This window comes from Mycobacterium hackensackense, from assembly GCF_025822555.1.
GTDB lineage: Bacteria > Actinomycetota > Actinomycetes > Mycobacteriales > Mycobacteriaceae > Mycobacterium > Mycobacterium fluoranthenivorans.
Map to the genome: position 1 here is coordinate 102,512 of NZ_JACKUC010000032.1, position 13,209 is coordinate 115,720.

The window sequence follows — 13,209 nt, forward strand, 5'->3', positions numbered from 1 at the left end:
CTCCTTTTGGCGTGATCCGAAGTCTTCGACCTGAGGGTGTTCAGGAAAGGGTGAAGCTGTTGACTGGCGCTGACCTTGCGGGCGCTCGTTACAAGCCCGTGCTCACTAGCATGCGAGTTTCGGTTCCCGGCGTCATGGGTGCAGGTTCCCAAATGGACCGGGAATCTCTCCCATGCTGGTTGGCCGGTGGCGCGGAGGCTGATCTCCATGACAACAGGAAGTGTTGTGGGACTTTATTTCACGTGCAGATCGAGCTGCGAACGTCAGGATTCCTCTGAGCGTGGATATGGATGACTGCGGTGAGGAGGCAGCGCGCAATGGCCGTGGGGTAGAGGTGAGACGCGCACTCGCTTAACTACGTTCGCCGAGCCCTGCCTCGCGAGCCCGCACGATGGCTTCGGATCGGTCGGCCACGTGAAGCTTGGCGAAGATGTTCGAGACGTGGTTGGCGACGGTCTTGGGGGAGATGAACAGTGCTCTGCTGATCGCCCCGTTCGGCTTACCTGCGGCGATGAGTTCGAGTACCTCGCGCTCGCGTTCGGTGAGGTCGGGAAAGGCCGCTGCGGCGGGCACGTGGGGGTTCGTAAAGAAGTCGATGAGGCGGTGCGCAATGGCGGGCCCGAAGATGGCTTCGCCGTGGGCGGCTGCTTGAATTGCTCGGATGATCTCTTCCTGCTCGGCGCCCTTGAGCAGGTAGCCCAGCGCGCCCGCCCGCATGGCCGAGAACACCGAGGTGTCGTCCTCGAACATCGTGAGCACCAGGACGGCAACATTGGGGTTGGCCGCCACGATCTGACGGGTGGCTTCGATGCCGTCGGTGTCGGGCATCTGCAGGTCCATGACGATGACGTCGGGTGTCAGTGACAATGCCGCAGTGATTGCCTCGGCACCGGTGCTGGCTTCGGCGACGACTTCGATGCCAGCCGCCGAGGAAAGTACGGTGCGCAGACCGCTGCGGACCAGGGGGTGATCGTCGGCGATGACTACCCGAAGTGGCGGCGGGGAAGCGTCGTCGGCGCTCATCGGGTTCGCAATGGAAGTTTGGCGAGTACGCGGGTTCCGTTGCTGGCGCTGGGTTCGACGGACAGCGTGCCGCCTAGTTCGGCGGCCCGTTCCCGCATCGAGGCGAGCCCCACTCCCGGCCGCCAGCTGGCGCCCGCTCCGATGCCGTCGTCGGTCACCTGCACCTCCAGCGCTCCATTGACGGTGAGGCGGAGTTCGCAATGACTGGCCTTGGCGTGCCGGGCCACGTTGGTGACTGCTTCGGCGCCGATACGGTAAGCGGCGACTTCGACGGCGGCCGGCAGTGAAGGCAGGCCGCCGGGAGCCTCGACGGTGACGTGCAGTCCGTCGAGGCGGCCGTTACCGGCGCGCACGAAGCCCGCGGCTTGCTCGCGCAGGGCGCGCACCAATCCGAGCTCGTCCAGGGCGGGGGGCCGCAAGTCATACACCAAGCGCCGGATGCCATCGATGGACGACTTCACCTCTGCACGCAGTTCTTTCAGTAATTCGTCCGCTGCAGCCGGGTCGCTTCGCAGCATGTTTCGAGTGGCATCGATTTGTAGGGCGACCGCGGTCAACGTCGGCCCGAGACCGTCGTGCAGATCGCGGCGGAGCCGGCGCCGTTCCTCTTCGCGAGCCGCGACCAGACGCTCACGGGAAGCCTGCAGGGCTGCGGTGAGAGCAACGGCGTGTGTGGCGACTCCGGCTTGCCGGGCGATGTCGGTGAGCAGCCGCCGATCGGCCGGCGTGAATCCCTCGTCGCCGCTGCGGGCAGCGAGCTCAAGCACGCCGACCGGGGCGCCCTGGTATTGCAACGGAAGGCGCAGCACGACCGGTGCCTCTTGTCCATAGGACGCGACGGTCTTCATGGCGCCGAATTCGGCGTCATCGCCGGGGGAGCCTGGGCCGGGTACAGCGACTGCGGCGTAGGGGAGCTTGAACGTTTGGGCGACGGTTTCGACGAGCCCGGGCAGCACTTCGTCGACAGCGAGCGTGGATTCCAGCCGCTGCCCGAGGCGGGAAAGTACCTCGTAGGGTTCGTCACGCCCGCCGTAGAGCAGCCTGTTGACTCCTGATTGCAGGCGATCCCGCAACGGGCTGAATGCTGCCGCGACCACACCAGTCGCGATGAGTGAAGGCACGAGGCCCGCTTGGGCCTGCAGTACCGCTCCCGCCGCGGCGACCACTGCGACGTAGATACCGAGGACGAGCACGGTCAACGTCGCGTAGACCAGGGAGCGGTTGAGGATGACGTCGATGTCGTACAACCGGTACTTAAGGACGGCCACGGTGATGGTGCCGATGAGCAGCGCTACGTGAAGCTTGAATGCCAATGTGCTTGGGACACCCGGCGCCACGTAGGTGAGCAGCAAGGTGACGGGCAGAAACACCGCCACCGATGCGAGCCACTTGAGCTGGAGGCGTTCGTCTCCGCGCGCCCGGCGGAAACGTAGCAGCAGGCTGAGTACACCGACCGCAATGGCCACATCCAGCAGTGTCCTAGCCGCGAGTCCGACGCTATCCAGTGCTGCCTGTGAGCGTTGAATTCCGACGAGGTTGTTGACGGTGGCCAGGCTGCCTGACTCCACCATGGTGCCCGGGCGCAGTATCTGGGTGACCAACAGCGCCGATGTGGCGACCACGGCCAGAGCGAGCGCCGGGGCCCAGCGTCGGGACAGTAGCTTGCCATCGGGGAAGAGCAAAAGCACTGCCGGGATGATGCCGAGGTAGAGCACCCAGGACCAGTTAGCCAGCCACAGAACCCACTCCCCGCCGGGCACCCTGGAATTCTGGACTAAGAGGGCGTGGACCGCGTACTCATTGCCTAGGGTGGTGACGGCCGCAGCCAGGCTCGCGCCGCAGAAGAGCCAGCCGAACGGGTTGTTCGGCCTTTTGGTCACGATCAAGGCACCCGCCGCGGCCCACGTAAGCGTTTGAAGGACCGTCGCCGTCCACAGCTCCGTGTTTAGTCCCCGGGTGTCGACGGCCCGGTTCATCCAGTGCAGCACCACTGCGGCGGCAGCCATGGCAGCTGCAACCCCTGCGACTGCACAGGCGGTCCCCGTGGCGTGTCGTCCCAACGTCATATTCCCAGCATGAACCACTTTGTTCCCCGCGTCACGGGTACACAGTCTCGATCCAGGCTGGGAATCTTGCCCACCCGTGCCCGGGAGATCTTCCCGAGCGTCATGGGTGCCTGCACCCATGACGACTGGATCCCGAGTACGAGAGTGTTGTCGAGGCGGACCATCCTTACCCAACCTCGGGGTCGGTCGACCTTCACCCGCAATGACGTGAACGGGTCGCACCGCAATCCTTGCCCACAGTACCGAGGCTGTCGCTGCGCCCCAGTTCGCCGACGTGCCATCGGCGGCGTTCGAATGCCAACACTCAAAAGTAGTGAGGATACCCAATGTCTGAGCAGCAAGCAGTCTCGCAGGACACCGGGTCGCCTGGTCACATCAGGCGCCGGACCTTTGTCGGTGCGACGGTCACCGCCGGCGGCGTGGTGATCGCGCTCCCACTGCTACAAGGTTGTAGTGATGACCAAGAGACTCGCCTCGGAAAGGACGAGTCGACAGTACGGCTGAACATCAACGGCGCGGAGCACGAGCTCACTGTCGACAACCGTACGTCGCTGCTCGACACGTTACGGGAGCGCGTTGGCTTGACAGGCACGAAGAAGGGTTGTGATCAGGGGGCGTGCGGCGCCTGTACCGTGCTAGTCGACGGCCAGCGCGTGGTGTCCTGCCTCACATTGGCGGTGATGGTAGACGGTGCGGACGTGTCCACCATCGAGGGCGTGGCCCGCGACGGCACACTGCATCCACTGCAGCAGGCTTTCATCGACGAAGACGCCTTCCAATGTGGCTTCTGCACGCCCGGGCAGATCATGTCCGGCATCGGCTGCATTCGGGAGGGACACACGTCCTCCCCCGAGGAGATTCGAGAGTGGATGAGCGGCAACATCTGCCGGTGTGGTGCCTACGCCAACATCGTGGCCGCGGTGGCCCGCACCGCACCGAGTGGAGCGTGAAACGTGTTTCCTTTTGAGTTCAGTCGAGCAGCAGACGAATCAGCAGCGTTGGAAGCCGGTCGGTCGGGTGCGCGCTACATTGCAGGCGGCACGACGCTGGTGGACTTGATGCGCGAGACCGTCGAGCGCCCTGTGTCCGTGGTCGACATCAACCGCCTGCCCTACCGCGATATCGAGATCGACTCGACAAGGCTGCGGGTGGGTTCGCTGGTACGCATGTCGGACCTGGCGGCGCACCAGGAAGTAAGGCGACAGTTTCCGGTGATCAGCCAGGCGCTGGAACTCAGCGCATCGGCCCAGCTGCGCAATATGGCTTCCATCGGCGGAAACCTGATGCAGAGGCCCCGTTGCCCGTACTTTCGAGACGTATCTGCCACCTGCAATCGCCGCGAGCCCGGATCGGGCTGCGCAGCGATCGACGGGTACAACCGTATGTCGGCCATCCTGGGGACGAGCGATCAATGCGTCGCCACTCATCCCTCCGACCTCGCGGTGGCACTGGTTGCCCTCGATGCCGCTGTCGTACTGCGAGATAGCGGCGGGGACCACACGATCCCGTTGGCGGAATTCTATCGTCTGCCGGGCAAGACTCCCGAACAGGAGCACAACCTGGGAACCGGTCAACTCATCGTCGCGGTGGACGTTCCCGTGAGCCCAGGCACTCGCCGTTCCGGTTACTTGAAGGTTCGAGACCGTCAGTCCTATGAATTTGCCTTGTGCTCGGCGGCGGTTGCACTGGATATCGCGGGTGACATTGTGAGAAGCGCCCGTGTGGCGGTCGGCGGTGTTGGTACCGTGCCGTGGCGGCTGCCAGCCGTGGAACGTGCGGTAGCCGGCCGCAGAGTCGGCCCCGAATTGTGGAGTTCTGCGGCCGCGCTGGCCGCTGACGGCGTAAATCCACTGAGCGGGAATGGTTTCAAGGTTGACCTGCTCAGGCGGACTGTTGAACGGCAGCTCACCACTGTTGCGGGCCTCTTATGACACAACCACAGATCGCCGTCGGGACCCCACACTCGCGAGTTGACGGACGGCTCAAAGTGACGGGCGGAGCTACCTACGCCGCAGACCAGGCCGTCGAAGGCGTTGCATACGCAGTGATGGTGGACAGTACTGTGGGGCGCGGTCGCATCACCGCCGTCGACACCGCTGAGGCCCTCGCACATCGCGGTGTGCTGCAAGTGTTCAGCCATACCAACGCGCCCCGGTTGGCCTACAGGGACAACGAGGGATCCAACAACCCGCCCGGTACCCGGCTGAAGGTCTTCCAGGATGACCGGGTGCTGTTCTTCGGGCAGCCGGTAGCCGTTGTCGTGGCCGACAGCCTGGAGGCAGCCCAACACGGGGCGCGTCTTGTTGCGATTTCCTACGAATCACAGCCACCGTCAACTGATCTCGCGGCCGCGGAGGCCGACGCACCAACTGTCTACACCCGAGGTGACGCCGATTCTGCGCTCGGTACCGCCCCGGTGCGCCTAGAAATGACCTATCGCACCGCCCGTAATCACCACAACCCCATGGAGCCGCACGCCACGATCGCACGCTGGGAGGGTGACCGACTGACGTTGTGGGACAAAACGCAGTGGGTGGTGGGTGGTACTCAGCAGGAACTCGCTTCGGTGTTCGGCATCAAACAAGAGCAGGTGCACGTCCTCTCTCCGTTCGTAGGTGGCGCATTCGGTAGTGGGCTGCGAGCTTGGCCGCATGTCACCGTAGCTGCGCTTGCCGCTCGTGAGATGGGCCGCCCCGTAAAGTTAGTGCTGTCGCGGCGGCAGCTGTATTTCGGTACCGGTTACCGGCCCGCGTACACCTACCAGGTGGCACTGGGAAGTAACCGCGACGGACGACTCACCGCGATGACGCACGAGATTCGTGGTGAGACATCCAGTTACGAGACTTTCACCGAGGAGGTGCTGGCGCCGGGACAAATGCTCTACAGCGTGCCCAACGTCGCGCAGTCTTACTCCACCGTGCCGCTAGACGTCAATACACCGATCTGGATGCGCGGTCCCGGAATGGCAACCGCAGTCATGGTTGTCGAGTCGGCCATGGACGAGCTCGCCTACGAATTGGGAATGGACCCGATCGAGCTGCGGTTGCGAAATGAGCCCGGCAACGACCAGTCGACCGGATTACCTTTCTCCACTCGAAGGTTGCGTGAGTGCTACAGCACCGGCGCTCGAGAATTCGGATGGCCGCGTCGCAACCCCCAGCCACGTTCCACTACCGATGGCGATTTGCTCATCGGCACAGGGATGGCCGCGGCGATCTACGGTCCTGCTCGGGTGACCGCTAAGGCCTATGCGCGAATCAACGCCGACGGCTCCGCGCTGGTGCAGTGCGCCACTAGCGACATGGGACCGGGCACCTACACCTCCATGTCCCAAATCGCCGCCGACGCACTCGGCCTGCCAATGAGCAGAGTCGTGTTCGAACTCGGCGATTCGAACATGCCGCCAACGCCCCCTCACGGCGGCTCGATGACCATGGGCTGCGTCGGCTCTGCGGTTCAGACAGGATGCGACATGGTTCGCAAACAGGCAATCGCCCTAGCCATCAATGACTCTCGCTCACCGTTGTACGGTACCCGAGCCGCCGACGTGCTGGTCCGCGACGGACGGTTGCAACTGCGCAGCGACTACGTGCGAGGGGAGACATACCAGCAGTTGCTCTCCCGCCACAACCGCTCGCACCTAGAGATGATCGGTTCCTTCACCCCGGGTGAACAAACTCAGTTTTCCATGTATTCATACGGAGCGGTGTTCGCTGAAGTGGCCGTTGATGCACGCCTAGGCACAGTGCGCGTGCGCCGAATGCTGGGGGTGTACGACGCGGGGCGCATCGTTAACCCCAAACTCGCCAACAGCCAGGCAATTGGGGGAATGACCGGAGGCATCGGCGGCGCTCTGCTGGAACACACTGTCACCGATCCTCGCGACGGACGCATTGTCAACGCGAACCTCGCCGACTACCTGGTGCCGGTGAACGCCGATATCAGGGATTTGCGCGCCATGTATCTCAGCGGCGGAAATGACTTGGAGTCCAGCTCCATCGGCGTGAAGGGCCTCGCCGAAATCGTCATCGTCGGAGTGGCGCCTGCAATCGCCAACGCGTTATTCCATGCCACGGGGCGGCGTATCCGCCATTTCCCCATCACCGCCGAGGCCCTCCTGTGATTCTTGCGGTTCACCCGAAATCCCCCGTCGCAGGCGCGACTTCTCCGGTTACCTAGCAGGAAGGGGCGTGTCGCAACGAGTTCGCCGTCTCATGCAGGGGTGCCTCTGATCGCTCTTCACGCAGGGAGTCTAAAGGTCTTGCGCAACTGCTTGTCGAAGATCCGAGTGGGGGCCAAACGGCGCATGACGCCGAGCTGGCGTGCTTGCGAGCCTGCAGCGTAGCGCAGCTTGGGTTTGGTATCGGTGGCGGCGGCGACAATGGCTTTGGCGACAGTCCTTGGGTCATCGCCACCGTTGACTTGCTCGGCCACCACCTGGTTGGTGAGGTTTCGCTGTCGCGCGTACGCATCCAACGGGCTGTCCGGCGCCGTGGTGTTGTCATCGAAACCGGTTCTGGTGCCGCCCGGCTCGACGAGCAACACCCTGATGCCGAGGCCGCGGACTTCGTGGTCGATGGACTCGGAGTAGCCCTCGACGGCGTGTTTGGTGGCGCTGTAGGCGGCCATGTACGGGGCGGGCATGAATCCGAAGATGGAGGAGATGTTGACGATCCGTCCGCTTCCCTGGGCGCGCATGTGCGGCAGCACGGCGTTGGTCATTCGGATGACGCCGAAGACGTTGATGTCGAAGAGCTTCTGCTGTTGTGCAATCGAGTTCTCCTCGGTGGCGCCGGCGAGTCCCGTGCCGGCATTGTTGACCAGAACGTCGATGCGCCCGAAGTCGGCGATCACGCCCTTGATGAGCGCGGCGACCGACTCGTCGTTGGTGACGTCGAGGTCGCGCAGTGTCACGCCGCGGCGTCGCTCCAGTCCGTTGGTGTTGCGGCTGGTGCCGACGACGTCGAAACCGGCCTCGACGAGACCGAGGGCGGCGAACTTACCGAGGCCGGAGTTGGCGCCGGTGACGAGTGCGACGGGCTGTGATGATGACATGTGGTTCATTCCTGACGTGGTGTGCGGTGGGTGGTCATGGTGTTTTCAGCGGACGCTCGTGTTGCGGCCGTCGTAAACGCCTGCGTGTCAGAGACTCCACGGCGATCAAGGCGGTTCCGACGAGGGCACTGGTGGCTCCGGCCGCGGCCAGCAGCGTCCAGCCGGAGCGGATGGAGGCGAACGCCGTGGGGGCGCTTGCGATGTGCGTCCCCACCACGGTGACGATCAGCGCGATGCCCAGTACCGAGCCGACCTGTCGGGCAGTGTTGATCAGCGACGAACCCGAACCCCAGCGTGGTCCCGGCAGCGCGGACCCTACGACCGAGGACAGGGTGGGCATGATCAGCGCGACCCCCAGCCCGGTCAGCAGCTGACCAGGTAGCAGGCCGCCCAGGTAATTCTCCGATGGTCCGAGCCGCCACAGCCACCAGAGCGCAGCGGCCATGAAGCTCAGGGCGCCCAGCGTGGCGACGGCTCCGATTCCCAGCCGTGCTGTCAGACGATTCGCCTGTCGGGCGACGACGACAACAACAACCGGGCCGGCCGCGAGGCCGAGACCGGCCGCTTGAGTCGACCAACCCCAGGTGGAGGTCAGGTACAGCACGTTGACCAGGAGCATGCCGGCGAATCCGCACGAGAACGCCAGCATCATGGCGGTGGCCAGCGCGAATTGGGGGACACGCAGCACCGCGAGATCCAACGCGGGCACCGGATGGCGGCGCGAGCGGAGGACGACCGCGCTCATGCCCACCACCGAGACGACGAGTGAGGTGATCACTACCGTTGCGCCCCAGCCCCGCTCGGGAACCTCGACCAACGCGTAGGCCAGCGCGCCGACTCCGATCACCAGGAAGGCGGCGCCGAGCAGATCGGGTCGTCCGATCGGCGCGACATCGGATTCGCGGAGGATGCGTGCCGCGGCCACCATGGTGACGATGCCGATGGGAACGTTGACCAGGAACACCCATTGCCAGCCTGCGGCGACGAGCAGCCCGCCCAGCGGCGGTCCGAGGGCGGCTGCGACCGCTCCCACCGATGCCCAGGTTCCGACGGCTTTGGCGCGCCGTTCGGGGGGCCAGGCGTTCAGTAGCAACGACAATGAGGTCGGTGTGATCAGGGCGGCCCCGACCCCTTGCACCGTTCTGGCGGCCACCAGCGTCCACAGGTGGGGCGCGAGCGCGCAGGCCGCGGAGGCGACGGTGAAGATCGCCAGTCCGATGAGGAAGACCCGCCGGTGTCCGTAGCGGTCGGCTAGGCGGCCGGCCAGCGCCAGTACCGCGGCGAAGACGACGGTATAGCTGTTGAGCACCCAGGACATCTGGCCGAAGTCGGCGTCCGGGAAGTCAGCGCTGATGGCGGGGAAGGCGATGTTGACGATGAACAGGTCGAGTGTGGCCAGGAAGGCCGCCGAGGATGTGATCACCAGGACGGCGCCCGGTCGGGCGTTGGCGGAGGTGGTCATGTCATGGCCAAGACGTCAGCCGCGTTGCGGGAGTAGGGCGCGGGCACACAGATCCGACACGTACTTGTCGATCAATTGCCGCGACAGGTGTGGAATGTCCTCGGCGCCCTCGATATTCTGCTGCTGTACGGCGTGCCGGAACGCCTCCGCGGGTGCGAGCGCACCCAGCGTCGGCCGCTCCGGTCGGCTGTAGGCCGTCAGCAGCGGTAGCACCGAATGCTGGCGTTGTGCGTCCGGGAGGGCGCGCAGTGCGGTGTCGAATCGATCCAGCCAGTCGCGGTAGTCGTCCACGCGGTTGATGTCGTGTCCGGCCTCGATCATCCAGTCCACAAACACGTCCAGCGATACACCGTCGTCGTGCGGATTCATCACGTCGTAGGACCGGAAGCCGGGACCGGCCGCGCTTCCGAGTGCGGTGATCGCTTCGGAGACGAAGTCCACGGGCAGGCCGTCGTAATGCGAGCGCGCACGCTGCCCCGAAGAACTTGTCTCGTAGAAGGATCGAGGTGCCAGGCCGGTGACCAGCAGGCTGTAGATCAGGCGGGTGAACATGTCGGGGACGTTGAGCTGACCGGCGTAGCGGCGGTGGGCCAGGATCATTCCCGACCGGAACACCGACACCGGCAGACCGCAGAGGTCATGAGCCTCGCGCAGCAACACCTCGCCGGCCCACTTGCTGTTGCCGTATCCGTTGGCGTAGGAGTCGTCGACCGGTCGCACCGGGCTGATCTCGCGGATGTCACCGTCTTCCTCGAAGCGTCCCGGCTCGACGGTCATCGCCACCGACACCGTGGACAGGTAGCTGACCGGCGTGAGCCGAGCGCTCAGTGCCAGCCGGATGACCTCGGCGGTGCCGATGACGTTGGGGCCGAACAGTTGCCGGTACGGCAGCACGTGGTTGACCAGGGCCGCCGGGTGGACGATGAGGTCGACGCGCTGAGCAAGGTCGTCCCAGATATGCGGCTCGAGGCCGAACTGCGGCTTGCTGATGTCTCCGGCGATGACTTCAAGATGAGCGGAGGCCAGCGCCCGGAAGTGTTCGAGCAGTTCGGCGTCGCCGCTGTCGAAGACCTCCTCCAGACGCGCCCGGGCGGAGTCGTCGTCGCCGCCGCGCAGCAGGCAGATCAGTGTCCCACCGGTCACGGACAGCCGCTGCAGCCATTCCAGTGCCAGGAATCTACCCAGATAGCCGTTGGCGCCGGTCAGCAGAACGACGCTGGGCGCCCGATCGTCAGGCGGCGGCATCGCCGAGGCTTGCTGGAGAAGGGTTTTCGGTAGGAACTTGTCCAGTGTGAGCTCGTCGGCACGTATCGTGCCGGTGCTCGAGTCGTGCACAGTGTCCGCCGTCGGTCCGGAGGGCCCGTCCCCGGCTTCCCGTTCGAGGTAGTCCGCGATGTCGCCCAGGGTCGTCGTCGGCCCGGTCAGTACTCCCACCGGAGTCTCCACGGCGAACAGTTCCTGCAGCAGGTTCGAGAACGTCAGCGCCGACAGAGAGTCCCCGCCCAGGTCCAGGAAGCGACCATCGGGGGTGACTTCGGCAACGGGTATGCCGAGCAGTGCGGCGGCCGCCTGGACGACGACGTCGATGGTCGGTTGGTCGCGCGCCGCGTCCCGCAGCGCGCGCACCTCGTCGGCCCGAGAGGCATCCAGCTGCTCGTATATGCGCTCGAGTTCGACCCCGTAACGTTCCTTCAGCTTGGGGCGCAGCAGCTTTCCCACTCCTGAGAGAAGCCCATTGTCTGAGGTGAATGGCTCGGTGTCGACCAGGAAGTCGACCGGCAGCTCGTAGGGTTGCAGGTCGGAGTCGCGGGCAGTGCGGGACAGCCCGGCGCGCACGGCTGCCTTCAGGTCGGCGTTGGCCCCGCCGTAGGTGGCCAACGCATCGTCGGTGGGGACGACGACGGCAAGCAGGGCGGGGCGCTCGCTGTTGCCGTAGACGAAGATCTGCCGGATCAGTGGGGCGCCGGCGAAGATGGCTTCCAGATTGGCTACGGCGACGAACTCACCCTGGGACAGTTTGATGACATTGTTGCGGCGATCGACATAGGCCAGCCGGTCTGGTGCGAGTTCGGCGACGACATCGCCTGTGCGGTAATAGCCGTCGGCGTCGAAGACCTCGGCGGTGAGCTCCGGGCGCCTGTAGTAACCGGACATGGCGGCTGCACTCTTGACCAGTAGCTCGCCCCGGGGGTGGGGCTTGTCGGTGCTGAAATAGCCCAGCTCCGGCACATCGACCAGCTTGTAGTCGATGACCAGCGGTCGCACGATGTTCCCGTCCGTGGTGACCGCACCGATCTCGGTCAGCCCGTAGGTGTCCACCAGGCTCACTTGCAGGGTCGATTCCAGGAAGTAACGCATGTCGGCTGCCAGTGGGGCGGTGCTGACGAAGCCGCCGAGAACCCGTCCGCCGAGGAGCTTTTCGCGTACCTCGGTCTTGGCCTTCTGCTCGGCGACATCAGGGTTGGCGCCATGGGCTACCAGTCGGTCCCTGATCTGCTGGTAGCGCTGGTACAGCATGTCCACGACGCGGGGGACGAGGCCGAGGTCGGTGGGTCGTACCAGCGCCCAGTCCTCGAACAGTGTCGAGAGGTCGCTTTCGGCGACGAAGTAGCTGGTGCCGCCGGTCTGGAACGATGCCGCCAGCGGCAGCCGTCCGCCCAGGTGGTTGAGCGGCATGAAGTTGACGTTGATCACCGCCGACTCGGTCGATTTCGTCGGAATCGTCCACAGGGTGGCCACCATCCGCTCGGTCCACATGGCACCTTTGGGTGTGCCTGTGCTGCCCGAGGTGTAGAGGATCATCGCCAGCCGGTCGTCGGATCCGTCGGTGTAGATCGGGGCGTGGGGCGCCTGCCTGCCGCGGGCGATGAGCTCAGGCAGGGTTTCGACGATGACATCCATCCCCGCGGCGGAGAATGTGTCGCGGGCGTGCTGCAGGCGTTCGGCGTGCAGTACATCATCGGCGCGGTAATCCAGCACGACCATCCGGGACAGCTCGTTCACGCCGAGTGCCGACTCGACGGCCAAGTCGAGATAGGCTGCACCGACTGCCAGTACCCGCGGCCTGGTCTCGTCGAGTATGGGTGTCAGCCGAGACGATGTGGCATTGTGCTGCAACGGTATCGAGACCAGTCCCAGGTAGCCGCACACCAAGTCGATCGTGAGGTAGTCGGCACTGGAGAAACCGATCGTCGCCACGAAATCACCCGGCCGGATGGGATCACGGTGGTCGTGGTGCCATGCGCCGGCCACGGCGCGGACATCGGACCAGAGCTCGCCATAGGACACGGTGGTGAACGCGGGGAGCAACCGTGTGGCGCTGCGACCGGCGGCCTCGTCGCGGATCGTCTCGCGGTCCCTGGTGCCCAGTGCCGGGCGGTCGGAGTAGCCCTGGGCCAGGGTCTGCAGTACCTGCGACAACCGCAACCCGGGGCGCCGCGCCGCGCCGAGCACGTCGGGACGCGGAATGGCCGCCTGCAGTTGCGCGTTGGCGACGACCGCGGTTGTGGTCGGTATCCCAGCGGTCACGCGGTCTCCTGAGCTCGATGCCACACCTTCTGGCTATGCCTTTGTCTAGTCAGACCCTAGGCCTCTGACTTTACT

At 65.0% G+C, this 13,209-nt stretch carries 8 protein-coding genes; 3 read left to right on the top strand and 5 right to left on the bottom strand.

Annotated elements, in window-relative coordinates:
• Window positions 1–351: 351 nt before the first annotated feature.
• Together H7J86_RS24855 and H7J86_RS24860 are read right to left on the bottom strand one after the other, a co-directional pair.
• The gene (locus tag H7J86_RS24855) at window positions 352–1,023 is read right to left on the bottom strand and encodes a response regulator (protein ID WP_267294199.1); all 672 of its coding nucleotides are present in this window, start codon (window positions 1,021–1,023) and stop codon (window positions 352–354) included.
• A complete protein-coding gene (locus tag H7J86_RS24860) occupies window positions 1,020–3,029 on the bottom strand; it encodes a GAF domain-containing sensor histidine kinase (RefSeq protein ID WP_267294201.1) in 2,010 nt (669 codons plus the stop codon). Before H7J86_RS24860 ends, H7J86_RS24855 begins: the two co-directional genes overlap by 4 nt.
• 386 nt (window positions 3,030–3,415) lie before the next feature.
• Between H7J86_RS24860 and H7J86_RS24865 the strand changes: the two genes are divergently transcribed.
• Genes H7J86_RS24865 through H7J86_RS24875 form a run of 3 tightly spaced genes read left to right on the top strand, consistent with a single transcriptional unit; the run spans window position 3,416 to window position 7,212 of the window.
• The gene (locus tag H7J86_RS24865; RefSeq protein WP_267294203.1) at window positions 3,416–4,039 is read left to right on the top strand and encodes a (2Fe-2S)-binding protein; all 624 of its coding nucleotides are present in this window, start codon (window positions 3,416–3,418) and stop codon (window positions 4,037–4,039) included.
• A 3-nt stretch (window positions 4,040–4,042) separates the two neighbouring features.
• The gene (locus H7J86_RS24870; RefSeq protein ID WP_267294205.1) at window positions 4,043–5,020 is read left to right on the top strand and encodes an FAD binding domain-containing protein; all 978 of its coding nucleotides are present in this window, start codon (window positions 4,043–4,045) and stop codon (window positions 5,018–5,020) included.
• Window positions 5,017–7,212: a xanthine dehydrogenase family protein molybdopterin-binding subunit gene (locus tag H7J86_RS24875; protein WP_267294207.1), complete on the top strand. Its 2,196-nt coding sequence runs from the start codon at window positions 5,017–5,019 to the stop codon at window positions 7,210–7,212. The genes H7J86_RS24870 and H7J86_RS24875 overlap by 4 nt, the downstream gene beginning before the upstream one ends.
• A 116-nt stretch (window positions 7,213–7,328) precedes the next feature.
• On the opposite strand, the gene H7J86_RS24880 is transcribed toward H7J86_RS24875, so the two are convergent.
• Genes H7J86_RS24880 through car form a run of 3 tightly spaced genes read right to left on the bottom strand, consistent with a single transcriptional unit; the run spans window position 7,329 to window position 13,134 of the window.
• Window positions 7,329–8,144, bottom strand: a complete 816-nt coding sequence (locus H7J86_RS24880) for an oxidoreductase (protein WP_267294209.1) — start codon at window positions 8,142–8,144, stop codon at window positions 7,329–7,331.
• Window positions 8,145–8,178: 34 nt separating this feature from the next.
• The gene (locus tag H7J86_RS24885) at window positions 8,179–9,606 is read right to left on the bottom strand and encodes a DHA2 family efflux MFS transporter permease subunit (protein ID WP_267294211.1); all 1,428 of its coding nucleotides are present in this window, start codon (window positions 9,604–9,606) and stop codon (window positions 8,179–8,181) included.
• Window positions 9,607–9,621: 15 nt separating this feature from the next.
• Entirely contained in the window at window positions 9,622–13,134 is a 3,513-nt protein-coding gene (gene car, locus H7J86_RS24890; protein WP_308204868.1) for a carboxylic acid reductase, read from the bottom strand.
• Window positions 13,135–13,209: the final 75 nt, after the last annotated feature.